The 25667-nt window shown below is 42.9% G+C and carries 25 protein-coding genes; 10 read left to right on the plus strand and 15 right to left on the minus strand.

Annotated elements, in window-relative coordinates; translation table 11 throughout:
• Positions 1-27 precede the first annotated feature (27 nt).
• The 3 genes from DW917_RS11610 to DW917_RS11620 form a co-directional block, all read right to left on the minus strand.
• Complete coding sequence (locus DW917_RS11610; protein WP_118118891.1) at positions 28-207, minus strand: hypothetical protein; 180 nt, start codon at positions 205-207, stop codon at positions 28-30.
• A gap of 138 nt (positions 208-345) precedes the next feature.
• Positions 346-1140: a bifunctional 2-polyprenyl-6-hydroxyphenol methylase/3-demethylubiquinol 3-O-methyltransferase UbiG gene (locus tag DW917_RS11615; protein ID WP_118118939.1), complete on the minus strand. Its 795-nt coding sequence runs from the start codon at positions 1138-1140 to the stop codon at positions 346-348.
• Between the two features lie 74 nt (positions 1141-1214).
• The gene (locus tag DW917_RS11620) at positions 1215-2933 is read right to left on the minus strand and encodes a sigma-70 family RNA polymerase sigma factor (protein ID WP_118118893.1); all 1719 of its coding nucleotides are present in this window, start codon (positions 2931-2933) and stop codon (positions 1215-1217) included.
• 154 nt (positions 2934-3087) lie between these two features.
• On the opposite strand from DW917_RS11620, the gene DW917_RS11625 reads away from it, so the two are divergent.
• The 3 genes from DW917_RS11625 to DW917_RS11635 all read left to right on the plus strand — a co-directional run bounded on the left by DW917_RS11625 (position 3088) and on the right by DW917_RS11635 (position 7815).
• A complete protein-coding gene (locus tag DW917_RS11625; protein WP_118118895.1) occupies positions 3088-4653 on the plus strand; it encodes an ATP-binding protein in 1566 nt (521 codons plus the stop codon).
• A gap of 186 nt (positions 4654-4839) precedes the next feature.
• On the plus strand, positions 4840-7167 hold the full coding sequence (locus DW917_RS11630) for a TonB-dependent receptor domain-containing protein (RefSeq protein ID WP_118118941.1): 2328 nt from the start codon (positions 4840-4842) through the stop codon (positions 7165-7167).
• Between the two features lie 54 nt (positions 7168-7221).
• Positions 7222-7815, plus strand: coding sequence for a hypothetical protein (locus DW917_RS11635; RefSeq protein WP_147344178.1), 594 nt, complete (start codon positions 7222-7224; stop codon positions 7813-7815).
• 6 nt (positions 7816-7821) lie between these two features.
• On the opposite strand, the gene DW917_RS11640 is transcribed toward DW917_RS11635, so the two are convergent.
• The 5 genes from DW917_RS11640 to DW917_RS11660 all read right to left on the minus strand — a co-directional run bounded on the left by DW917_RS11640 (position 7822) and on the right by DW917_RS11660 (position 13711).
• Positions 7822-8580 carry a helix-turn-helix transcriptional regulator gene (locus DW917_RS11640; RefSeq protein ID WP_118118898.1) on the minus strand — a complete coding sequence of 253 codons (759 nt, stop codon included), beginning with the start codon at positions 8578-8580 and terminating at the stop codon, positions 7822-7824.
• A gap of 15 nt (positions 8581-8595) precedes the next feature.
• Positions 8596-8883 carry a hypothetical protein gene (locus tag DW917_RS11645; protein ID WP_118118900.1) on the minus strand — a complete coding sequence of 96 codons (288 nt, stop codon included), beginning with the start codon at positions 8881-8883 and terminating at the stop codon, positions 8596-8598.
• Between the two features lie 277 nt (positions 8884-9160).
• Positions 9161-10291, minus strand: a complete 1131-nt coding sequence (locus tag DW917_RS11650) for a PepSY domain-containing protein (RefSeq protein ID WP_118118902.1) — start codon at positions 10289-10291, stop codon at positions 9161-9163.
• Positions 10292-10333: 42 nt separating this feature from the next.
• Positions 10334-11563 (minus strand): DUF4374 domain-containing protein, encoded by a 1230-nt coding sequence (locus DW917_RS11655; RefSeq protein WP_118118904.1) that lies wholly within the window; start codon positions 11561-11563, stop codon positions 10334-10336.
• Between the two features lie 33 nt (positions 11564-11596).
• Positions 11597-13711, minus strand: coding sequence for a TonB-dependent receptor (locus DW917_RS11660; RefSeq protein WP_233524723.1), 2115 nt, complete (start codon positions 13709-13711; stop codon positions 11597-11599).
• Between the two features lie 175 nt (positions 13712-13886).
• Between DW917_RS11660 and DW917_RS11665 the strand changes: the two genes are divergently transcribed.
• The 3 genes from DW917_RS11665 (at position 13887) to DW917_RS11675 (ending at position 15437) form a co-directional block, all read left to right on the plus strand.
• On the plus strand, positions 13887-14519 hold the full coding sequence (locus DW917_RS11665; protein WP_233524722.1) for a transposase: 633 nt from the start codon (positions 13887-13889) through the stop codon (positions 14517-14519).
• Between the two features lie 178 nt (positions 14520-14697).
• The gene (locus tag DW917_RS11670) at positions 14698-15009 is read left to right on the plus strand and encodes a nucleotidyltransferase domain-containing protein (protein ID WP_118118910.1); all 312 of its coding nucleotides are present in this window, start codon (positions 14698-14700) and stop codon (positions 15007-15009) included.
• A complete protein-coding gene (locus DW917_RS11675) occupies positions 15006-15437 on the plus strand; it encodes a HEPN domain-containing protein (RefSeq protein WP_118118912.1) in 432 nt (143 codons plus the stop codon). Before DW917_RS11670 ends, DW917_RS11675 begins: the two co-directional genes overlap by 4 nt.
• Positions 15438-15511: 74 nt before the next feature.
• Here the strand turns inward: DW917_RS11675 and DW917_RS11680 are convergent, their stop codons facing one another.
• Positions 15512-15826: a hypothetical protein gene (locus DW917_RS11680; protein WP_118118913.1), complete on the minus strand. Its 315-nt coding sequence runs from the start codon at positions 15824-15826 to the stop codon at positions 15512-15514.
• 33 nt (positions 15827-15859) lie between these two features.
• Between DW917_RS11680 and DW917_RS17235 the strand changes: the two genes are divergently transcribed.
• The 4 genes from DW917_RS17235 (at position 15860) to DW917_RS11695 (ending at position 18517) form a co-directional block, all read left to right on the plus strand.
• Entirely contained in the window at positions 15860-16168 is a 309-nt protein-coding gene (locus DW917_RS17235; protein WP_158570130.1) for a hypothetical protein, read from the plus strand.
• Positions 16169-16181: 13 nt separating this feature from the next.
• Complete coding sequence (locus DW917_RS11685) at positions 16182-16787, plus strand: HU family DNA-binding protein (RefSeq protein ID WP_118118915.1); 606 nt, start codon at positions 16182-16184, stop codon at positions 16785-16787.
• Between the two features lie 87 nt (positions 16788-16874).
• Positions 16875-17720 (plus strand): N-acetylmuramic acid 6-phosphate etherase, encoded by an 846-nt coding sequence (locus tag DW917_RS11690; RefSeq protein WP_118118917.1) that lies wholly within the window; start codon positions 16875-16877, stop codon positions 17718-17720.
• 41 nt (positions 17721-17761) lie between these two features.
• Positions 17762-18517: an SDR family oxidoreductase gene (locus DW917_RS11695; RefSeq protein ID WP_118118919.1), complete on the plus strand. Its 756-nt coding sequence runs from the start codon at positions 17762-17764 to the stop codon at positions 18515-18517.
• A 227-nt stretch (positions 18518-18744) separates the two neighbouring features.
• On the opposite strand, the gene guaA is transcribed toward DW917_RS11695, so the two are convergent.
• From guaA to groES, 6 genes are all read right to left on the minus strand, one after another.
• Complete coding sequence (guaA, locus tag DW917_RS11700) at positions 18745-20355, minus strand: glutamine-hydrolyzing GMP synthase (RefSeq protein WP_118118921.1); 1611 nt, start codon at positions 20353-20355, stop codon at positions 18745-18747.
• 31 nt (positions 20356-20386) lie between these two features.
• Positions 20387-21160: a nucleotidyltransferase family protein gene (locus DW917_RS11705; RefSeq protein ID WP_118118923.1), complete on the minus strand. Its 774-nt coding sequence runs from the start codon at positions 21158-21160 to the stop codon at positions 20387-20389.
• A 76-nt stretch (positions 21161-21236) separates the two neighbouring features.
• Positions 21237-22781 carry an RNase adapter RapZ gene (locus DW917_RS11710; protein ID WP_118118925.1) on the minus strand — a complete coding sequence of 515 codons (1545 nt, stop codon included), beginning with the start codon at positions 22779-22781 and terminating at the stop codon, positions 21237-21239.
• Positions 22782-22835: 54 nt separating this feature from the next.
• A complete protein-coding gene (locus DW917_RS11715; protein WP_022111054.1) occupies positions 22836-23051 on the minus strand; it encodes a transporter in 216 nt (71 codons plus the stop codon).
• 446 nt (positions 23052-23497) lie between these two features.
• On the minus strand, positions 23498-25126 hold the full coding sequence (groL, locus tag DW917_RS11720) for a chaperonin GroEL (RefSeq protein WP_118118927.1): 1629 nt from the start codon (positions 25124-25126) through the stop codon (positions 23498-23500).
• Between the two features lie 98 nt (positions 25127-25224).
• Positions 25225-25497, minus strand: coding sequence for a co-chaperone GroES (gene groES / locus DW917_RS11725; RefSeq protein ID WP_022111401.1), 273 nt, complete (start codon positions 25495-25497; stop codon positions 25225-25227).
• Positions 25498-25667 lie beyond the last annotated feature (170 nt).

Genomic DNA, 25667 nt, shown 5'->3' on the forward strand with positions numbered 1-25667 from the left:
CTTCTTGATTTTCAATCAAAGTCCAATTTAGAGCGAGTTAGCTCCATTAACATTCACCTTGCAGCCACCATCGGTATAGGTTGTAAGAGTGTTAATAACAATCTGCTTGCCAGTAATTATATCACCGGTTACTTCGTCTTCAGTGAGCTGGATTCCAGAATCATCATCGCTACAACTTGCCAAACAAAGCAAAGCTGCTAATGCCATAAAAATCATTCTAAATTTCATACGCTTCTTTATATTAAAGGGTTATAACTATTTAATAAACGCAAATCGTTTTCAAAACTTGCATGAGATTTCTCTTTCTGCTTTTTTATATTCTATCTCTCTACAAGAGTATTACTTTTACGTATTGCTCAAATTCAATGTGTACCAACAAGAAGTAGTGAAGAAATTCCTTGCATACTTAATTTTCCAAGCAAAACGAGGCAACAACGATGGAGTAAGCTTGAACTTCTGCTTATAATGAGGATTGATAAACCAAAACTTCTTGTCAACAACAGAAAATGCACATCTTTTTATCAATTTTTCAAATAACTCTATACTTGTTCTGCACTCTTTTATGCTCATCAGCTCGCTTATAGTACCATCTTCCTCTTTGCATAGTTTCAATAATGAATTATACATAGAGTTTGGTAGCAGATGTATGAACGGAAAGTGCGAACAGAGTTTGCTTCGGCAAATCTGTTGATGTCCACCAAACGGCATCTGCCATGCAGGGAATCCGACAAAGAGAACGCCTGTTGACTTTAGAAAACTTTTGAGGTGTAACAGAAATTCTCCTTTCGTTGGAACATGTTCTATTACATCATGTAATAGAATCACGTCAAACTTTTCCTCTTCATTGATTGGCGCAAGGTATTTCATAAAGTCGCAACACACGAATGTGGCATTTTCGCAGATTTCCGAAAAGTATGCTTTCGCATCTATTATTCTGCATTCTGCTATGTCTATTCCTGTAACTCTACAGCCAAGTTGGGCAAAGGGGACTAAATTGCCTCCTTCGCCACACCCCACCTCTAATACTCTACTTTTCGAAGTCAACTTTTTGAAAGTAGATAAGTAGCTGACGTAAAACTCTTTTGATGTAATTTCCAAGTCATGGAAGTACATCTTTCTATCTGTATGTCTTTTCTGCATATCTATATAATGTTTTGACCTTTTATCATATAGATACAAATTTGCCAAAAAGACTGCATGCAAAAAGAGACTTTTTACCAAGAGAACCTTATTCCAAACGGAACGGTAAATGTGAATGGACGTTCTGTCCAAGCATTCTTAATACAGCTACCATTCGGAATGTACCAATTCATGGTTGGTTCTATAAACAGATTCAGATTTGGTGCAAAGTGATATTGGATTCCGATGTTTGTATTTACAGACCACTGTATCGGGAGCATCAGTTTCCAATCTGTTGTGTACGCAGACTTATCTCCAACGATATAATCTGCATCAGTTTTTCCATATATAGGAATCAGAATACCAGTACCTACAGAACCATAAGTTGACAATCTCTTGAACTTCATAAATTGATAAGACAGTTTGAAAGGAACACCAAGATAGTGGAGCTTTTGTTCCTTGTCAACACGATAGCTGCCAGTACCAAGAATGAGATATGATTTCAGATAAGAATATTGAAGTCCTGTCTCTAAACTCCATCTTTTACCTATGTTTTTATTTACAGCAATGCTCAATGTTATTGGCTTGTCATGATGTTCTACTTCTACTATTTCTCCACTATTGTGGTCTGCAATATCTGCCATGGCTACATTTTCTGTAGTAGGGTCTGCCTGAGATATGCGATGTAGCTCTTTTGCATAGTCTTCCCATGTCGTGAAATACTTCCCAGAAGGGATGGTTGGGTCTGTTGGCAGGTCCGGACCAGAAGGCAAATCATTAGTAATATCGTTACTTTTCATAAACTTACATACACTCTGTACAAGAGTCGTACCCAAAGAACCTGCAGCCAGTAATTGCCACTTATTCCTTTTGTGAACCTCAATATTTTCTGTAATCCATAATTCCTTATAGAGATTAGGGGCGATGATAGAATCTTTTACCAAGATACTATCAGTTCTATTTACAGCAAACTGCTTTTCATCTTGCAAGGTATCTGTTATATTGGCAATTATATTATGTTTTATTTCCGTTGTGTCATCACGCATTGCTGCTATAGTCTCCATGGATAGTATCTTGTGATAATGAGTACATGGATTCTGCTTTGGGGTACAGTTTGTAGAGTCAACATCGTTCTTTGATGCTGGACTAACTTGACCTTTTATTTTACGTCTGCGTGTTATATTGGTATCATTTTCTGAAAGAAGCTGTTTTTGGGTTATAAGTTGCTTATATACAGGAATAATGATGAGGACCAATACCATAATTAGTATTGTTCTCTTGCTCAATTTGTTTCTCAACAAAGCCTTAGCTCTCGCTAATTGCGAAGAAGAACTGTGTGGAGCTATATCAAGCAACTTTGCAATTTCCTGATGAGACAAACCATCTAGCACAGAAAGCTTGAATACCTTTTTGTATCCAACTGGTAATTTATCAATTTCAGCCATAATATCCTCGTATTGGATAGAAGATACTGTATTTCTACAATCATCACAGCTGTCAATCACACTTTCATCTATATCTGATAAAGAAATATATCTAAATGTATTACCCTTTTCTTTGTATTTTAATGCAAGATTAGAAGTTATACTTGTAAGCCATTGACCGAATCTGTTAGGATTCTTCAAATCTTTCAAAGATACAAGCGCTAGTATAAATGCATCTTGGACAAGGTCATCAATGACATCCTTGTCCTCTTTAAGAATATTGATACATATACCTTTCATTTTAGGATAATATATCTGATACAATGTGCTGAAAGCACTATTATCTCCTTGTTTTGCTTTAAATACTAAAGTTTGTATATTTGAATCCATGAGTATATTATTTTGCACAATTTATCCATATATAGATATGAAACCAGCATGAATACTGCACGAAAAATTGTTAAAGAACATAAAAGCGCTTGATTATTTGCATATATCAAATAATAATTGTACATTTGTGGAGAAAATATAAACATCGAAGATTATGGCACTTAAGTTATATCCATTAGGCATACAGACTTTCGAGCGAATCCGCAAGGAAAACAAGCTCTATATCGACAAGACGGAATACGTTTACCGCCTGACGCACACCAGCGGTACCTATTTCTTCTTGGGACGTCCGCGCCGCTTTGGAAAATCCCTGTTTCTCACCACCCTCCAGAGTTACTTTGAAGGCAAGAAAGACTTATTCAATGGTCTTGCCATCGAAAAGCTGGAAAAGGAGTGGACAGAATATCCTGTGCTCCACTTTGATTTGAGCGGAGGGAAACACATGAATAAAGAACAGCTGGAGAGATATCTCGCATTCATTCTGGAAACAGAAGAAAAGAAATGGGGTATCACACAGCCACAAATTGATGCCAATAACCGATTGACAGAACTGATCAATACTGCATACGAGAAATCCGGAAAACAGGTAGTTGTGCTTATTGATGAATATGATGCGCCCATGCTGGATGTGGCTCACGAGCAAGAGCAGTTGGATACCTTGCGCAATATCATGCGCAACTTTTTCAGTCCTTTGAAATACAGCGAAGCTAAACTACGCTTTGTCTTCCTGACAGGCATCACCAAGTTCTCGCAAATCAGCATCTTCAGCGAACTGAACAACATCACCAACATATCCATGAATGATGACTATGCTGGTATCTGTGGCATCACCAAAGAAGAACTTCTGATGCAGATGTCGGAAGATATTGAGGAGCTTGCCCGAAGAAGAAACATAACGAAAGAGCAAGTAATCGACAAGTTGAAAGAGAATTATGACGGCTATCATTTCACAAGATTCTCACCTGATATCTTCAATCCATATAGCCTGCTGAATTGCTTTGCAGAAAACAAGTTCGGATCCTATTGGTTTACTTCCGGCACTCCAACTTATCTCATCAATATGATGCGCAAATATCAGGTAGTTCCAACAGACGTCATCACACGAGTGGAGGCTGATGCCAGCGAGTTTGATGTTCCTACGGAGAATATGCCAACCATCATGCCGCTGCTTTACCAAAGTGGATATATCACCATCAAGGAATATCATGAAGACTACAACTATTACGTTCTTGATGTTCCTAACAAGGAGGTAAAAATGGGACTGACCAAGGCACTGATTCCATCATACGTCACACAGAATACGCTTGCAACAACCAATACAGCCCGTCGTATCGCACAGGCATTGGATAAGCAGAATATGGAGGAGGCATTAACCTTACTCCAAACATTCCTGGGAACTGTTCCTTACTGCAACAACGCTCATTATGAGGGACATTACCAGCAGATGCTCTTCATCATATTCTCTCTACTTACAGACTATCAGGTGGACGTTGAAGTTCATACACCCAACGGCAGAGTTGATATCGTATTGCTCACCCATACAGACCTTTTCCTGTTGGAGATTAAGCTGGACAGGAGTGCGAAGTCTGCAATGCAGCAAATCAACCTGAAGAACTATCACAAACGATTTGCGCTAAGCGGCAAGCCAATAACCAAGGTCGGCATCAACTTCGACAGTAAAACTGGGAATATCGAAAATTGGGTAATCGAAAAAGCATAAGATAAAAAATGCTTTTACCTTATTTATCCCCTATCACCAAACGCTATTTATCCTTTCTTTTTATACACAAAAGTGTAATTCTTAAGCCGCACTCTTGAGAAATACACTTTTGTGTCAAAGGCTTTTTCCTTAAAAGCTATACTTTTGCAGCAGAAAAATAAAAGAATCAAGCAAAACTGTAGCAATATGAAGGAAAAAGTAATTTTTACCACAACGTTGTGCCTCTCGGCTATGACTCCGATGATGGCGCAGAATATCATCGGCAAGGTGATGAACACCAAGGGAGAACCTTTGGCGTTTGCCAATGTAGTATTATTGAATAGAACAGACTCGGCTTTCATCAAGGGCGCAGTGAGTGGAGAGGATGGCAGCTTTGTCATCGACTCTTCCTGCAATGGTGGAATCATCAAGGTGACCTCCGTAGGCTATAAGACAATCTGCAAGGATTGCACTGGTGAGAATGTGGGCATTATCAAGATGGAAGAAGACAGTAAGATGCTCGGCGAAGTAGTCGTGAAGTCATCCCTGCCTAAGACTATCCTGAAGAATGGCGGAATGACGACAACCATTGTCGGATCCGTACTTGAGAAGGCAGGAACCATGGAGAACCTGCTCGACCGCATCCCTAACGTGTCTGCCCAGAATGGCAGCATCAAGGTATTCGGACGCGGTGAGCCTGTTATCTATATCAATGGACGACAGATGAGAGACAAGAGCGAGCTGGACCGTTTGCATTCAGATAACATCAAGTCGGTGGAAGTCATCACTAACCCTGGTGCTCGTTACGCAGCCAGCACCAAGGCGGTCATCCGTATCACAACGAAGAAGATACAAGGCGAGGGCTTCGGATTTGACGCTACAACAGAAGGATCGTACGACGAGAAAAAGAACATTGGAGGATATGGCAGGCTGAATATGAACTATCGCAAGAATGGATTAGAGCTGAGCGCATACGCTTTTGGAGCAAGACAATACCAGCCAGACAATAAAGACTTACAGCAGAAGACTTATCTTGACAAGACGTGGAACCAGAAAAGTAAGATAAGACAAGTAGGTATTATCGAAGCCATGAACTTTCGATTGGATGCCAGCTACCAGTTGAATGCCAACAACTCTATAGGTGCCAACTTTGGTTTTCTTAGAAATCCTAAGCAAGCATGGAACGGCGATATGAGTTCTTCTATATTGCAAGACGAAGAATTGTCTGAAAATTCTGACAGTCATGCTGATTTCTTTTGGCAGAAGAATAATCTTTCAAGCAATATTTACTATGTAGGAAAGATTGGTAAGCTCAGCATCGATTTCAATACAGATTGGCTATGGTCGAAGGAATACCAGAACGATGTTACCAAAGAGCAATACCAGGAAGTGGGGATGAATGCACAAAGCCAAACGGCTCATTGCTTGACTAACAAGGACTATCATCTGCTCGCTTCCAAGCTGGTGCTTTCTTACCCATTATCAGGAGGTAATTTGTCTTTGGGTGGTGAATATTCCAATACCCATCGTACCTCAAAGTATCAAGTGGTGCCAACTAACTTGGTATCGGATGACGACAGCCGTATTACAGAAAGTATGACATCTTCATTCTTGACCTATTCAAGAGATTTCGGTAATCTGAGTTTGGAGGCAGGTATGAGATACGAGTACATCGACTTCAATTACTATGAATATGGCAAGTATGTGCCTGGGCAAAGCAAGTCGTACGGCAATTGGTTCCCATCGCTTAGCTTATCGATGCCTGTAGGCAAGGTACAGATGCAATTGAGCTATGCAGCCGACATTAATCGTCCTTCCTATCATAATTTGCGCAGTGGCATTCAGTATGACAACCGATACACGTATGAAACGGGAAATCCATTTCTGGTATCTCAGATAAGCAGAAATCTCAACTACGAGTTGGCTTACAAATGGTTGACATTCGACATGACCTACAGTCATACTTCCAATCCGATTATATCCACTGTGGAGACTTATAAGGATAATCCTGCAATAGGCTTGTTGAAGCCTTTGAATGGGAATTCGTATAATGACGTAGAGGCATCCATCAACTTGCGCCCTTCGTTTGGCATTTGGTATCCTTCGTTTACTGCATCCGTTGACAAGCAATGGTTTGATATGGAGACGCACGATGGAAAAGCGCTCAACAAGCCAATGGCTTCTTTCCGTTTTGACAATACGCTCAACACCAAATTGGGAATGTTTACGTTGATGATGTCGTATATCACGAAAGGCCATGAAGAGAATCAGTATCTGTACAAGCCAATGTTTTGCACGAATGTTTCTGCATATAAGGCTTTCTTGAAAGACCGTTTGTCGTTTCAGCTCTTCATCTATGATTTGTTCGGGACAAACGATAGCCACATGATTGCTCATTTTGGCAAAATAAAGGAAATGGTATATGATGGACTGTCAACAAGTAAAGTGTCGCTTACTGTACGATATAAGTTCAATACTACAAGAAGCAAGTATAAGGGTACGGGTGCAGGAGAAAGTCAGAAGAACAGAATGTAATCTGCCTATCTGCAGCATCCGGTAATGGTGTAATGACAAAAAATCTCTCTATAAATGAACAACCCAATAAAATTGTTGATTAGTGGCGCAGACATGGGAGGCTTGATAGCCTCCTGTGCCTTGCACCATGACTTCCATGAAAGCCATCGGCAGGAAGATAGATTTCAAATCTATCGCATAGAAAAGGATACGCTGACGATGGAAGATGTGGATGCATGCGACTTGTCGGGCATCCGATATGCGGTGAATGCAACCTTGCATGACAACGAAGCCTCTTTTGCTTTCGATGAGAAATGCAAGGAGCAGGGCATCACCGTTATCCATGCCGTCAATCTTGGCAAGGCTGCCTTTCTCGCTGTAGAGAAACCGAAAGGCTATCCATTCAGCGAAGTAGTGAAAAAAGGAACGGATGATTTCCGTTGCTCACTGGGCAAGTATATCTCGCAGTACGGTATGTTCTGGCAGATGCCCTTGCCTTGGATAGATGAAGCTATCAGGCATTATTCTGAGGAGTCTTTCCCGCAACTGGGCATCGGGGCATATATTACCGCCGGCTATTGTGCCAACATCCTCGTAAACCTTGCGGAAGGCAAGGAGGTGAAATACTTCCCCAAGTTCTATCTCTCGCCATTGTTGGAAGAGATATGATTGCGATTATATCATCTGATAGTTCGTGGCATGAAACAGCGCTTCGGCAATGTTCTTCACGCCCATCTTGGCGAAAAGGTTGCGCTTGCAAGCCTTTATAGTGTCAACCGATTTGCATAGTCGGTCGGCAATATCATTCATCGTGTAACCTTGGGCAGACAATCTCAAAACATCTCTCTCAGTCTCGCTCAAGGTTATGCCTTCTTTCTTTTCCCACTTGTGGCGCAATGTGGAATATTCAAAATAGCTACGCTCACCATTCTTCTGCATGATGATATGTCCCGGTTCATCGGTTGCTGCCAATGATACGGTGCAGAGGGCAAGCCAGATTCTTCCATCATCTGAAAGAAGTATCGGAGTGAGTTGATGATGAATCAATCGGCTATGTCTGCCATTGGTAAGATGAAAGTCGTACGAGATGGTAGAGTCGAGGCGGTCGCCCACAGGCAATTCGTTGAAAAGGTCAAAACCTTTCTTGTTCACTTCGAGCAGCATCTGCAGGTCGGCATCCGGAACATGGTCGATATACATCTGATAGCCAGCCTCCATCAGTTGCTCGGGTTCCAATCCGCAGAGATAAGCGAGGTTATCTGATGCATAGATGAAGTCCTGATGAAAATAGTCGATGATATAGACACACTGGTAGGTGCTGCGGGCAAAGGCCTTTGCCGCATTCACCAATAATTCTATCTTGTCGTAATTTTCTCTGTTGATATGATTCACCTCGTTGGAATGGAGGAAGAAATCTTCTTTTTCTTTATTCATAAGCTATTCTGAATATTACTCTTTCAAACTGTTAATCTTGGTACAGACACTCTGCACATGGTCGAGTCCATATAACATTGAACGAGAATCTATTCCCATCCAAGAGAATGTTGTCACCAAAAGACCATCAATTGCATTACGCAATGCCACTTCAAAGCAGCTGACTATTGTAAACATCTCCTGCGACAGACGTAAGCTGTAGCGATACAAAGCCATAGCCTTGCGAGTCTCACCATTCGCAGCATCTTTATATCTCTGCATTCGCTTGGCAGACAAGATTCGTTCAAATTCTAAATATTCCATAAAGATTCGTTCATTTACTTGGTTATAACAAGAAAAAGCACTATCTTTGTAGCGTTGATTCCCGGTAGCCTCTGATTCGTCAAGCTATCGGGTCTTGTTTTTTATACGATTCTTGCCTACAAAAATACATCTTTTTTTGCAATTACGATAATGCCACATTACATAATTACAGAAAATTAACCGTAAAAAGTTATTGATTGAAGGCAGACATGGAGTATGATGGATATCCAAGTCTGCCTTCTATTTTTATGGGTGTATTTGCTTGATGTACATCTTCTTATCCTACTGGTTTCTTTTGGTTTTTCTTTCTTCTCCACAGCAGGAAACCTGTAATAGGCAATGAAGCTGATGTAAGTGCAGCAAATAGCATGATGATTTTGCCTATCCATCCCAAGATGATGCCTTCATGTAGGTCCAAAGTGGCATGAATCAGTTTATCTGCTGGTGTGCCATCCTTGTATCTTCCAGCATATGGACCTGTTCCTTTTAGCTCTTTGAGAGTATATTGGTCAAAGAAGAGGTTGTCTTGTTTATAATAGGAACCTTTCTCATGTACCACACTCACTCTATAGCTTCCCAGGCTATCGGCAGGGAGCACATAGTAGTATTGTACTGCGTTAGGACTCTCTTTTAGAATCTTGGCTTGCAGCAGGTCGATGCTTGCCATTTTACTCTGGATATGGAGAGAATCGGATGGAGGCAAGGTATATGCTTCCATCTGTTTTCCGCCAGAGGCCAGTTGGTAGATGCCATGACTGAACCAATCTAAGCCGAAGATAAGGCCTGTGATACTTACCACTATTATCGGTAGGAGCATGTATATACCCAATACATTATGAAGATCATATACGAATCGTCTCCACTTGAATGGACGATGAAAGGCGAGACGTTTCTTCAGAAGAAGTGTCGTCATATGCTTTGGCATCCAGATGACCAATCCTGTGAGGAGGGTCAGGAAGAAAAGCAAGACTCCATAGCTAACCAAAGGTTTTCCGATGGTTCGAGGAAACCACATATACAGGTGTCCGTTCAAGATAAATCGGTAAAAGTCAAACTCATCGGTTCCTAAGTGGCTAGTATGGATTATCTTTCCGTCATAAGGATTCAGATAAATGGTTGTCTGTCCCTTCTCTCCGAAGTAATCCACCCATACGGCTTCATCCTTTTCGCCTATGGTGATGGCGGAAGGACTTTCTTGGTGGCTTTGTGTGTTGGCAATCTCTATCAGCTTGGAAGGTTGGAGAAAAGGCTGATTCCTTACCTCCACCTTTTTCCAAGGTTGACAGGTTGAGCTGATCTCATCCTTGAAGAGATAGATAGCCCCTGTTATGCTGACAACAAAGACGATGATTCCAGTGGCTAGACCTATCCATAAGTGGAGTAGGTAGCATAATCTTTTGATGTTCATCCGTTCTTGATATATTTTTCCTATTTTCAGCTTTTTTGCTGTTTATGGTAGTTTGAAAAAGCCTCCTACGAAAGATGTGGAGACACGAGTTCCTCTCTCGGCCTTGGCTGTGGCAATATCGGTTCTGTAGATGTAGATGCCATCAGTTGTTGACACCGGCAGGAAAGCGTAGCCGTTTTCAATGAGGCAAGCGAATCTTCTGCCACCATTTCCATTGTGCACAGGAATTCCTTCCACGTCTTTTACAGTTTTGTTTTTGAGGTCGATGATGCAGCATTTTAGGCTTTTGTCGCCCCATCTGTCATTGGCGGTTTGAGGGTTGATGGTGCTCACTTCTGCAAAGACGAGGCCATTGCCGATATATTGGATATGGGCAGGTTTTAACCCACCTGTGGCCTGTTCGAAATCGAAGAAGTAGTCCTCGTCAAAGGTGGTGGATCCCTTCTTGATTCTCAGAAAGCCTGCATGCTTGGTACTTTGAGAGTATCCGTTGGAAATGGCGGAGTTGGACATCACGTAGAGGTTGTCTTCCTCATCCTTGACAAATCCATTGAAGGCGTTCCATGATCCACCAGGTCCCATTCGAGTGTCTTTCATCAGCTTGACAAACTTGAACTCTGGATAGGAATATACCGCTACAAAGCACGTGTCAGTGTAAGCAGTCTCGAATGTTTTGCTATTCATTGGTGTATAAGTAACATAGAGGTTGCCGCCACTATGTGCCATTCCCGTGATGCTTGGCCAGTCGAGCTTATCTATTGGAGAAACAGAAGTCTCGCTGTTTTTGGACGTGATGGCTGCCGTATGGGCATCTACCGTATAAAAAGTCAATTTGTTACCGCTTTCCTTATTGCTTGGCAGTTCCAGGGCCACCATCGTGTTCCCATCCACTTGGCAAAATCCATTGATGGAGTTATTGAAAACGAATTCTCCTTGTTCCTTCAGAAGACCGTCGGAGCCTCTTACCACTCCTGTGGCGTTGGTTACTCCCAGTCCTCCGATGCAGAAGATGGTATTGCCGCCTTGTTGATAATCGTGATAACCATTTTGCTCAATACCTTTTCCTACAGCATTGATGGTTCCTTCCATCAAGTTGTCTGTAGAAACCACGTAATAGGAGGTATTGCCACTGGAGGTTACGCCCAAGCTAAGCACGTAAGGGGCGTTTGGAATCTCTTGCTCGCCACTGAGGTCATCGTCGCATGATGACAGAGTGAGGGATGTCATGGCTATGGTGGCCATGAGCATGATGCTGCTATATAATTTTTTCATTGTCTAATCAAATTTCTTTTAATTCAATGGATGTTATTTGCTGATGTAATATCTGAACTTCATGTTGAATGTTCTGCCTGGTTTTTGCAAGCGATAGTTGTCATACAGTTTCTCGTTAGTGATGTCCGTGCATTCCAATATGACGCTGTATCTGCCATCTTTCATGCTGTAACCCAGAGATACATTGTGACTCAGCTGCTCTGGTATGACCTTCTTGGTGGCCTTGGCTCCCAGTCCGGTGAAGGAGAGATAGTAGCTATGGATATACTGTATGTCATAATTGAGGGAGAGGGTGTTGCCCTTCCACCCGAAATCAAAGAAATTGTAGTCAGCGTGTCCATTCATGAAGAGATATGGAATGTTTGGCAAACGCTGTCCGAAGGTGATGTTCTCAGTGATGCCATCGCCCACGTAGGTATTCTGTGATTTCTCAAACTCCAGCTTGTCCTTGATGTCTTGGTAGGTGAAATTTCCATTGATATGGAGATTTCTCTTGTAAAAATATCCCAGAGAGGCCTCTATACCACGCGTATGCACCTTGCCAATGTTGTCATAACTGGTGGTAGGGTTGCTGGTCAAGCTCACTCCCTTCAAGATGAAGTCCTTGGTGTTTCTATAGATGTAGTTGACCTCTGCCTGCACTCTGTGAGGACCAAAGTTTTGGTCAAAGAGAAGGCCCGCATTGAAGTTGTTGCTACTCTCTGGTTTGAGGTCTGGGTTACTCTTCTGAACCATTCCGTCACCAAACATCTCCACGGTCTCTGGCATACGGAAGGCACGCTCAAAGGAAACCTTGGCTTGCAAAGAAGGTAAGATGTAATAAGTGGCAGCGGCTCCATAACCAAAGCGATGCTTTCTGTCAGACACCTTCTCCCATCGTTGGTTATCGGTGAACTGGTCCATCAGCTTATAGGTGGAGCTATAGAGTCGGTACATCTTACCGAAGATGTTGGCATTCCATCTTTGGAATCTCACCTGATAGCCCAAGCCTGTGATGTTTTTGGTGAGTTGCTGTGGTACATTGTTCATCTCATCGTCTGGGTACATCTTGTCATCGCTCTTTCTGCGCATGGCAGTGAATACATTGTTCAAAGTGACCGACTGGTGGTCATCTATGACGTAGTTCAGATTGGCATTGGCTTGCCACTGGCGTTCCTTGATGGTAGCATCGGTGAGGTAACCTTCACCAGCCGATGTACTGGTAACATATTCCCCCTTCCAGTTATACTTTCTGGCAAGCGTATCTACATTCTGGGTGTTCACGATATTGTACGTGCCATAAAGAGACAAAGACAGTCCTGGCAAGAACAAGTCATCTTTCTTGTACTTAATGCTTGGGATGATGGAGAAACTCTTGGTCTTTACACCACCATACACCGCATCCATTGTGGCTCCTGTTTGTACATTATTCTTATCGGTGGATGCAATCAAGCCCAGGAGCAAGTAGTCTGCCCAGGATTTGCCCACGATGCCGCTTTCCACTTTCAAACCGAATGAGTGGTAGCCATCATTGAATCTTTTCACCCATTCATAGCCCTCTTGTTTGTTGGTGGAAAGGTTGACGATAGGTGCCCATACCTTATAGTTGTTGTCAGAGTAGTTGGCGAAGGCGTTGGCTCTGATGGTGAATCCTCCATGTGCTGTGTAAGCTCCATTGATAGAGAAGCGGTGCGTATTATAAGAACCGATGGAGTAGGTGGCATCCAGGTAGTTGGCATTTTTGCGTGACACGATGTTCACTGCTCCACCCAGTGCGTCAGAGCCGAGATATACAGGTAACACACCCTTATACACCTCGATTCTGTCAGCCATGTTTGCGGAGATATTGGCCAAGTTGAAGGAAGAGCCAAAGTTATCCATAGGGATGCCATCGATGAAGAACTTCACCTGATTGCCAGAGAAGCCATTCAGGGAGAAGCTATAGTTAGAACCCAGTCCACCGTCTTCTCTAATCTTGACGCTCGTAACACTATTAAGAAGCTTGTTCAAGGGAGCCGCTGTCTGGTATTGTTTCTTTAAGTCCAAGACAGAGATGGCGTAAGCTTGCTCTTGCATTCTGCGTGCCTTTGATTTACCCACTACCTGAACTTCTTCAAGAAGGACAGAGTCTTTTCCTACCTGTGCATTCAGCTTCGTGCTAATGGCCATTGATGAAAGAATGCACAGACCTATTTTTTTGTTCACTCTCATATTAATTTTTGTCTTTTTACCTTATTTTCTTTTGAGGGTGCAAAGGTACGACTTCTATGAGGAATATGCAATACCTAAAAATTGTGATTTACGGTCCTCTTAAATGTAAGTATATTTTATTCGGAGTGTTGTTGTGGGAAAGCAGTTGCACTGGAACTGGATATTCCAAACAGATGCTCTTACCTATGTGTATCAGTTGAAGTCGAGAGGGCAGGAGGCCGTAGATTCCAAGTTTCCTAACGGTCTGCCCCATTCAACGCTTGTGACCGACAGAAAGCAAACTTATTTCAAGATGAATGTCAAGGATCATCAAGTCTGTCTGGCTCACCTGTTAAGAAATGCCGAATATCTTAACGAGCTAGATGCAAAGCAGGACTGGTCTCGAAGGTTTATCCATCTGTTAGCGCACGCCATCGACCTTAGGCGAAACAACACTATCACGCAGAGAAAGATAAAGGTACTGAAGACCAAGATGAAGAACCTCTTGGGAGAAAGCCTGTCGCACCTCGATGAAGAGTTTGAGAGATTCAAGAAAGGCATCCTAAAGGTAAAAGACTATCTGTTCACTTTCCTCTCCAATCCACTTGTGCCTTATGACAATAATGCCAGCGAACGAGGGGTGAGAAAGATAAAGCAGAAAGTCAGCGGATGCTTCCGTACCGATGAAGGTGCCGATGATTTTGCCAAGCTACATTCTATAGCGGAAACAGCCATGAAGAATGGAAACTCTAAATTCAATGCTATACTTGCTGTCGTACAACAGTAAGGTAACTACTTATGCCCTGGGGGGTGCTGGTAGTTACCAGATAAAGCCACAGACACCACAGATATAAAAAACTCACCAAACACTTAATTTAAGATATTAGACAGAATTTTATGTTAAAAATTTGGTGATTAGAAAGAAAACTCGTATTTTTGCAACACATATATTAATATTGATAGATATGGAGAAGAAACAAATCATAGAAGCAATGCACAATAGATTGCATGAGATTGATCCTCATGCAAAAGCCATCTTGTTTGGTTCCCGCGCTAGAGGTACAGAACATGAAGGAAGTGATTGGGATGTATTGATTCTTCTAGACAAACCAAAAGTTACGCTTCAAGATTACGATAAGTATTCTTATCCACTAAGAGAATTAGGCTGGGATATTGATGAAATCATCAACCCTGTACTCTTCTCCCAAAAAGAATGGGAGGAGAACCATTATACCTTATTCTATCATAACGTAAATAAGGAAGGAATTGCAATATGATAAAGGGACAACTTACAGACACTGACAGAACCGAGATTGTAAAGTACAGAATAGAAAAAGCCTACCGTACTTACCAAGAAGCTGTCGGTTCTATAAAAAATGGTTATGTCGAAACATCAGCCAATCGTTTATACTATGCAGCTTACTATGCTGTTTCTGCTTTACTCATTTCTTATAAGTATGAAGCTAGTACTCATAATGGCGTAATCCAAATGTTTGGAAAAGTCTTTTTGAAAAACAACCTCATTGACAAAAAGTATGGCAAGACTTTCAATCAGCTTTTCTCCTTACGATTAACTGGCGACTATGAAGACCGTCATATTCTTGATATGGAAACAGAGGTACTTCCATTGGTTGAGCCAGCTAAGGAACTAATAGATTTAGTGTCAGAAATGGCTAAAAAGCAATTAAAAGAATTACCATTATAGAAACATCCTTCAGTAATTTCATTGAACATTCAAAGTATCAAAGAGTTTTGCTGAAGGATGTTTTCAATAACAAACTATTTATTTTGTCTCATTATCCAATATCCCCAACAATCAGCAATCAACTTGACCAATGTTTTTATGAATAACGTAAAGAACAATGAACAAATTGCAGTCAGCAAATAGACCCGAACTGACTGAATTCCTGATGTTTCAACAAATTGACAATAAGTCTTCAAGCCTTTAAAAGAAATTTGTTCTATCTTCTTGGAATCAGTATAACCAAATCCACTCATTGTTGTATAATCAGGTTGTGGATTAATTCCTATAAATCTCGTTGCACCTCCAAAATCAATCTCTAACTCATGTATTTCTCCTGAGTTTAAATTCATGCCTTCTGTATTCAGCTTAAAGTCATAATAGCATTGTTACAAAAACTACTGCACAACAACTGGCTTACGAGCGCACAACACGTGGCAGACAACCGCACAACAGCTGATGTGCGATTGCATAACAGCTGTTGTGCGGCTGACGATTCTATCTCTTACGACAATTTATCCTATCTCTTCAAACAACTATTTCTGTCTTTTCAAACAACCAATCACAGTATTTCCAAATTCTATCTGTATTTCTTTCCTCTTTTCTTCTTGATTCTCAGAATAATTATTTATCTTTGCGACATCAACCAGACAATAACGGGTGATAACAAGGACATATTATTCTTGCTGACATAATACTGAGAAAACGATGGCTATAAAATATGAAATACATTATCTTCCCAATGCTGGAGGAAACGAAGAGACACGCCGATTCGCCCATATCTTTGAGCAACCTGCGATGACAGCCAAGCAGATGATAGAACGAATAGCCCAACATAGCTGTTTGGGAAAGGGAGAAGTGGCTACAGTCTTCATGCAACTGCGTGACATTATCGAAGAAGACCTGCAGGATGGAAAGCGTATCAACATCCCGGAAATCGGATACCTCTCACTCTCGGTAAATCTGGATATGGATGAACTGAAGCCTGACAGCAAGGTGAGAGCCGACTACGTTAGCGTAAGGGGCATCAAGTTCCGCCCCAATGAAGATCTGCTGAAACAGGTGAAGTATCAAACTCATTTCGAGAAATCACAATATACTTCCCGCTCCTACCCTTTCTCTGAAGATACCTTGAAGGAGAAAATAAGAGAGTATATGAAAAGCCATCGCTCCATCAACCGCAGAACCCTGGAAATGGAATTTCATATCCGCAAACAGACTGCCCTCAACTGGTTAAAGCAACTGGAAAAATCCGGTTTTCTGATTAAAGAAGGTTCACGCAATGCTCCGGTTTATTTCCTGGCAGAAGAATAGAAGCCTGCATCAGAATTATCGGCTATAGCCATAGGAAATAGCCAGAAATCAAGCTTTTCGAAATCTACACCCTAAAGATAAAGTAATATGCCAAATAAAGAAGAAAAGAGAATAACAGAACAGAGCTCGCTCTACGAACATCTGGAAAAGATGAGCGTGGATGAACTCACCGCCCATATCAATGCAGAAAACAAGAAGGTGGCTCAGGCAATAGAAAAAGCATTACCAGCCATCAACCAACTGATTTCCGCCATCGAACAGCAGTTGAAGAAGGGCGGAAGACTTTTCTATGCCGGTTGCGGAACGGGCGGAAGACTGGCCACGCTCGATACCATCGAAGTGCAGAACACCTATGGCATAGACGGTTCACAGATACAGGCCATCTTCCCGGGAGGCATCGGCTGCCTTACCCAAACGAAGGAATCACGCGAAGATGATCTTGAAGACGGATGGCAGCAACTCTGCACCAAGCATATTTCAAAGCAAGATTTCGTGCTGGGGTTCTCCGCCAGCGGAACAACTCCCTTCGTACTCGCTATTCTGAAACATTGCAAGGAGGAAGGCATTCCGACAGGATGCATCGTCAACAATCCCCACGCTCCCATTGCCTTGACTGCCGATTATCCCGTAGAAGTCATCACAGGACCGGAATTTGTAACGGGAAGTACCCGCATGAAAGCCGGTTCATCACAGAAGATGATTCTGGATATGATAAGCACTTCCCTTCAGATCAGGCAAGGACGGGTGGAAGGCAACAAGATGGTGAACGCCAAGCTTATCAACCATAAACTCATCGACCGCGCCTGCCGCATCTTCATGGAACGCAATCCGGAATACACGAATTACGAGGAAGTGAAGCAACTGATACTGAAAGCAGGAAGCGTGAAGAAGGCGGAAGACCTGCTGAAGAGTAAAAACGATTTAGATGTTTAGATAGAGTTAAACAAGACTTCACCTTAATATAATAGGACAATATGGCAAAGAAAGCAATTGTAATGGGTGCCACTTCGGGCATCGGAATGGAAGTGGCAAAACTGCTTGCTGCAAAAGGATGGCAGGTAGGAATAGCCGGAAGAAGAATCGAAAGATTGCAGGCTCTGATTCCTGATAACAAAGCAACGCCACAAGGCGGAATCATCTGTTATCAGCAAATCGATGTGACTTCCACCGAAGCACCTTCCCAGCTTCTCGAACTCATTGACAAGTTGGGAGGAATGGACCTGTATTTCCACAGTTCAGGCATTGGCTGGCAGAACAACTCGCTCGATATAGAAAAGGAGTTGAAGACTGTAGAAACCAATGGTTTGGGATTCACACGCATGGTAGATACGGCATTCAACTGGTTTGCTACTCATCATCAGAACAATTCAAAAGCCCGCATTGCCTGCATCACTTCCATCGCCGGAACCAAAGGACTCGGTGCTGCCCCAGCCTATTCAGCCACCAAGCGATTCCAGAACCATTATCTTGAATGTCTTTCCCAACAGGCAAGAATGCGCCATCTCCCTATCTCCATCACGGATATCAGACCCGGATTTGTAAAGACAGACCTCATAGCAGGCAGTACTTATCCACTCCAGCTTCAACCAGAAGATGTAGCCAAGCACATCGTTCGTGCCATCGAAAAAGGAAAAGAAGTGAAAGTCATTGATTGGCGTTACGCTATCCTCGTATTCTTCTGGCACCTCATCCCAAGAGGACTTTGGACCAGACTGAGAATCACAACCTAATGGTCGTAGCGATACCCCCCTAAAGCAGGAACGCTACGACGTTAGCCCAATGACCGCAAGGTCAAATCCGTGAAATTCCGTGAATAATCCGTAGAGCAAGAATGTTCTGTAAACTCAGCGTAATCCGATGAACAAAACTATGAAAAACATGAAAATAATATGATTAAAATAAGAAGAGGATGTATCATGAACTTATGACACATCCCCCTTTTTATTTTAATCAGGAATTATTCCCACTCAATTGTCGAAGGTGGTTTTGAAGAAATATCATAGCAAACGCGGTTTACACCCTTTACCTTATTGATAATCTCATTACTTACCTTAGCCATAAAGTCGTATGGCAGATGAGCCCAGTCGGCAGTCATTGCGTCAGTACTTGTTACGGCACGCAATGCAACAGGGTGCTCGTATGTACGCTCATCACCCATTACACCTACAGAACGAACAGTAGAAAGCAGCACAGTACCAGCCTGCCAGATCTGATCGTAGAGAGAAACCTCTATCTCGCCATTCTGCATATCAGCAGGAACACCGGCAGCTAAGACACGACGAGCTTCCTCACCACTCAACTTCACCTTATACTCACGCAAACCACGGATATAGATATCGTCAGCATCCTGGAGAATACGAACCTTCTCTGGAGTAATATCACCCAAGATACGAACAGCCAAACCAGGACCTGGGAATGGATGACGGGTAATCAGGTGCTCAGGCATACCCATAGAGCGACCTACTCGACGAACCTCATCCTTGAACAACCATTTCAAAGGCTCGCACAACTGGAGATTCATCTCCTTAGGAAGACCACCTACATTATGATGACTCTTGATCACCTTACCCGTGATATTCAAACTCTCGATACGGTCTGGATAGATAGTACCCTGAGCCAACCACTTCGCACCAGTCTGCTTCTTAGCCTCAGCATTGAACACCTCCACGAAGTCGCGACCGATAATCTTACGCTTCTTCTCTGGGTCTGTTACACCAGCCAAGTCAGTGAAGAACTTCTCAGAAGCATCCACGCCAATCACGTTCAAGCCCAAGCACTTGTAATCTTCCATAACATCACGGAACTCATTCTTGCGGAGCATACCGTGATCCACGAAGATACAGGTCAGGTTCTTGCCGATAGCCTTGTTGAGAAGAACAGCAGCAACACTTGAGTCAACACCGCCGGAAAGACCGAGGATAACCTTGTCGTCACCCAACTGAGCCTTCAGCTCAGCCACAGTAGTCTCTACGAAAGAGTCAGCGCTCCAGTCCTGCTTACTACCGCAGATATCAACCACGAAGTTCTTCAGCAACTGTGTACCCTGCAAAGAGTGGAACACCTCTGGGTGGAACTGAACAGCCCATACAGGCTGCTTGGTAGAAGCATATGCAGCATACTTCACATTAGCAGTAGAAGCAATGCACTTGTAATCCTCTGGGATGGCAGTGATAGTATCACCATGACTCATCCATACCTGCGAGTTCTCAACGAAGCCCTTGAACAAAGGATTCTCCACATCGAAATGCTCCAAGTTGGCACGTCCATACTCACGGCTGTCTGCAGCCTCAACCTTACCGCCCTGAGCGTAAGAGAGGAACTGAGCACCATAGCAGATACCGAGCACAGGGATGCGTCCGATAAACTGGCTCAAATCAACCTTGAAAGCTTCCGGATCATGAACGGAGTAAGGACTACCGCTCAAGATGACACCAATCACAGATGGGTCATCCTTTGGAAACTTGTTGTAAGGCATAATCTCGCAGAAGGTATCGAGTTCACGAACACGACGACCAATCAGCTGCGTGGTCTGTGAACCGAAATCCAAAATAATAATCTTCTGTTGCATATTGTCTAATTTATAATTTATAATTTACAATTTATAATTCCTTCAGGAACGCCTCTGCCTCTTTCAGCGTTTCCTGCTTTCCCACATCCATCAACTTGAGGTCGTTTTTCACGTACCCCTCAATGCGCACCTTGTCACAGTTTCTGAGATAGAAGTCCATGATAGGGAACTTATCTGGTTCTTCTTCCATCAGCGGGAAGATAGTTGGAGCCTCCATGTGAATACCGGAGAAAGCATACTTCTTATATTTTTTAGGGTCAAGATGCTGATAAGGACTCTTCACCTCACCCGTTTCAATATTCGTCCAACCCACCAGTCTCATCGTATCATCAAAGAGAAGATAGCGCTTGGTCTTGCGTTCACTTACCAAGAGTCGGGCTGCCAATGGAGGTTCCTCAGCATCAGAAACCGAAGTTTCCAATAAATCCTGAGTCTCCATCTGATAGAACTTCTTCAGATCCACATTACTGAGAATGTCCACATTATGTATCAGAACAGGCTCATGAGAATCAAAGAGAGGCCAGGCTTTCCGGATACCTCCACCCGTTTCGAGCAACTTATCCGTTTCATCGCTGATGCGGATGTCCATGCCGAAATTGTCATTCTCCTTGAGATAATCTGTAATTTGATTTGAAAAATGATGCACGTTCACTACAATGCGAGTGAAACCTGCATCCTTCAGTTGAAAGATGACACGTTTGAGCAAAGGTTCTCCCCCCACCCTTACCAAGGCCTTCGGAATACGGTCGGTAAGAGGCTTCAGGCGAGTGCCCAAACCTGCTGCGAATATCATTGCTTGCATCATTGCCAAATAGCTATCGTTTAATGTGCGTGCAAATTTACTAACTTTTTGCGATATAGCCAAATTTGCACGCCAAATATTATTGTTTTGCAGGCAAAACCTGCTCTATCTTCTGTTCCCGATGACAAATTCTTACCTCCACACCAAACTTTTCATGGATATGCTCGGCAAGATGCTGGGCTGAATAAACACTGCGATGCTGACCGCCTGTACAACCGAAACAGAACATCAGGGAGGTGAAACCACGCTGAATATAGCGATTCACATGATGATCGGCAAGCGCATAGACATGATCCAGGAACTTCAGGATTTCCCCATCATCCTCTAAGAATCGAATCACAGGCTCGTCCAGTCCCGTCAATTTCTTATAAGGTTCATATCTGCCCGGATTGTGCGTGCTGCGACAGTCGAAGACATAACCGCCTCCATTGCCAGAAGGATCCTCTGGAATACCTTTTTTGAAAGAGAAACTGAAAACCCTAACCACCAGCGGACCCTTGCCGTCATACTTGGAGAAAGTAGCCGGACCATCCTGTGGATGCGAAATATAGATATTGTTGTCCGTTGTCTTATATCCGTCAGCACGGTTGACTGCCGCACTTTCGATACGGGCAAACTGCGGCAATTCGGTCAGTCGGCGCAACATATCCATCATATAAGGATAAGGGAACACCTTTTCCCCCATCTTCAGGAGATCACGCAGATTCTGGATGGCAGGAGGTATGCTTTCTAAGAAATGCTTCTTGCGTTCGAAATATCCCCTGAAACCGTATGCGCCCAATACCTGAAGGGTACGGAAGAGAACAAAGAGACTCAGGCGATTGACGAAATGACGGACAGATGGAACTTCCGTATAATGCTTGAGCGACTGATAGTATTCCCATACCAGTTCCCGTCTCAACTTGAATGAATATTGAGCAGAAGCCTGCCACAGGAAAGAAGCCAAATCATAATAGAACGGTCCCTTACGGCCACCCTGGAAATCAATAAAGTATGGATTTCCTTCTTTGTCAAGCATGATATTTCTCGCCTGGAAGTCACGATAGAGGAAACAGTCCATCGGTTCAGAAGTCAGATCCTTGGCAAAAAGTCGGAAGTTAGCTTCCAGTTTCAGTTCATGGAAATCCAGATCAGTAGGTTTCAGAAAACAATACTTGAAATAATTCAGGTCGAAGAGCACACTATCCACATCAAATTCCGGCTGCGGATAACAATTCTCCCACTCCAGTCCACGTGCCCCACGCAATTGGATGTTAGGCAATTCACGAATGGTCTTGATCAGAAGATCCTTTTCCTTCTGATTATATCTGCCACCCGCATCTCTACCACCCTTGATGGCATCAAAAAGAGACACACTACCCAGGTCTGTCTGAATATATCGGAGTTCATCATCGCTGACAGCTAAGATTTTCGGCACAGGCAATTGCCTGAGATTGAAATGATTAGCTAAATACACGAACGCATGATCCTCGTCACGGCTGGTACCGATGACGCCCACCACCGTTTCACCACTTTGCTGGGTAATACGGAAATACTGGCGATTACTCCCCTGTCCAGCCAACTTAACCACGTTGGCAGGTTCTTCACCCTTCCATTGCTTATAGAGTTCTATTAACTTTTCCACCCTTGATTATTTCTATGTTATTTGATCAAAATTCACGCAAGAGCCAGTCCCGGGCTACTCGTCCTCATCATTCTCTTGCAGTTTACGGCGCTTACGCTTATCATCTATTTGCTGGGCGAAATTATCCCCCACAAAAAGAATCAACAACACACCCAAAGTAGCAAGGAATGAATTCAAAGAAGTCATTCCCAATGCAACCTTAGTAATATATATCAGTCCACCTATCACGATCAGGAAGACCAGCATTTTTTTCCAATCAATATTTCTCATGCTGCAAAGTTAATACTTTTTGCGGAAAACACAAAGGAAAACGAAAGAAAAGGGCACAAAAAAAAATCGGATGTCTCACGACAACCGATTTCCAAAAAACAAACTACTTAAAAACTAATCTACTAAAACAAATCAAAAAAAATATCTTTGTCGGCTCAAAGCCGATACTTTTCTTTTCACGTTGCAAAGATACACAAAATATCAATAACGTGCAAGTATTTTTGCAGAAAAATGCAGCAAGAAGTGCTAAAATACCTAAAAATGGGGATAATTCGTAAGAATCATCCCCATTTTGTTATTTGTAGTTTACATTTTAGCTATTTAAATGCAGTTTCTGATATTTGCCGCATCATCTACCGTGAAATGCTTCTTCTGCAGAAAAATACATCTTCAGCAGAAAAATACGTCTTTTTCTGTCAGATACTGCTTTTTCTATCAGATGCTTTTTACATCATGCCACCCATACCAGGTGCAGCTGCTGGAGCAGCAGGAGCTGGCTCAGGTTTATCAACCAACACGCACTCTGTAGTCAAGAAAAGACCAGCGATAGAAGCCGCATTCTCCAAAGCCACACGCTCTACCTTAGCAGGGTCAACGATACCAGCCTGACGCATATCCTCGTAAACATCCTTGCGGGCATTGTAACCGAAGTCACCTTCACCCTCGCGTACTTTATTAACAACTACAGAACCCTCGCCACCTGCGTTAGCAACAATCTGACGGAGAGGCTCCTCGATGGCACGCTCAACGATGCGGATACCCGTAGTTTCATCAGCGTTATCACCCTTCATATCCTTCAAAGCCTCAAGAGCACGGATATAAGTAGTACCACCACCAGCAACGATACCTTCCTCGATAGCAGCACGAGTTGCGCAAAGAGCATCATCTACACGATCCTTCTTCTCCTTCATTTCCACCTCAGAGTTGGCACCTACATAGAGGACAGCCACACCACCGGCGAGTTTAGCCAGACGTTCCTGAAGTTTCTCCTTGTCATAAGAAGACTTGGTATTCTCAATCTCGTTCTTAATCTGAGCTACACGATCCTGGATGTTAGCCTTCTCGCCATGACCATTCACAATCGTAGTATTATCCTTGGTGACAGTAACCTTGTCAGCAGAACCGAGCATATCCAATGTAGCCTGCTCCAACTTCAAGCCCTTCTCCTCAGAAATAACAACACCACCAGTCAAGATAGCAATATCTTCCAACATAGCCTTGCGACGGTCGCCGAAGCCTGGAGCCTTCACAGCACAGATCTTCAAACCGCCACGCAAACGGTTAACAACCAAAGTAGTCAAAGCCTCAGAATCAACATCCTCAGCGATAACCAACAAAGGACGACCGCTCTCAGCAGCAGGCTGGAGGATAGGCAAGAACTCCTTCAAGTTAGAAATCTTCTTATCATAGAGGAGGATGTATGGGTTATCCATTACGCACTCCATCTTATCAGCATCAGTCATGAAGTAACCGCTCAAGTAACCACGGTCGAACTGCATACCCTCTACCACACCGATATTGGTATCACGGCTCTTGCTTTCCTCGATAGTAATCACACCATCCTTAGAAACCTTGCGCATAGCGTCAGCCAAGAGCTTACCGATCTCAGCATCATTGTTGGCAGAAACAGTAGCCACCTGCTCAATCTTATCGTAGTTGTCATCTACCTGTTCAGCATGTTCCTTAATGAAAGCAACGACAGCAGCCACAGCCTTGTCGATACCACGTTTCAAGTCCATAGGATTAGCACCAGCAGTAACGTTCTTCAAGCCCTCAGTCACGATAGCCTGAGTCAGGATAGTAGCAGTAGTAGTACCATCACCCGCATCATCACCAGTCTTGCTGGCAACACTCTTAACGAGCTGAGCACCTGTATTTTCAAACTTATTCTCCAACTCTACCTCCTTAGCAACGGTAACACCATCCTTAGTAATCTGAGGAGCACCAAACTTCTTTTCGATTACCACGTTACGTCCCTTAGGACCGAGAGTTACCTTCACTGCGTTAGCCAACTGATCGACACCCTTCTTCAAGAGGTCGCGAGCATCCATATTGTATTTAATATCTTTAGCCATAATATTTTCTTTCTAATTTAAATATCAGCAAAAAGCCCTTTTTTACCTTTAAAAGCAAGAAGCTTTTTTACCTTTTTACTTTTTTACCTTTAAAAGATTTACTCTTCTACCACAGCGAGCACATCGCTTTGGCGCATCATCATATACTTCGTACCACCAAATTCAAGTTCAGTACCAGCATATTTTCCGTAAAGAACGGTATCGCCCTCTTTAAGAATCATCTCTTCATCCTTCGTACCCTTACCTGTAGCAACAATTTTACCACGTTGTGGTTTTTCCTTTGCTGTATCAGGGATAATGATTCCACCTACTTTTTCCTCGGCTGGTGCAGGAAGTACCAGCACTCTGTCTGCTAATGGTTTAATATTCATGATTCTATATTTTTTAATTGTTATGACATATGATTGCGTTTACACCGGAATCAGACCCGATGCTTCACACCCACGACATATACGAAAAATGTGCCAAACCAGAAAGGCTGACACATTGACACTCTTAGATACTGACATTTTTACATAAACGCAGCATATCTTTACTTTTT

It is taken from the genome of Prevotella sp. AM42-24 (assembly GCF_003461825.1).
GTDB classification, from domain to species: domain Bacteria; phylum Bacteroidota; class Bacteroidia; order Bacteroidales; family Bacteroidaceae; genus Prevotella; species Prevotella hominis.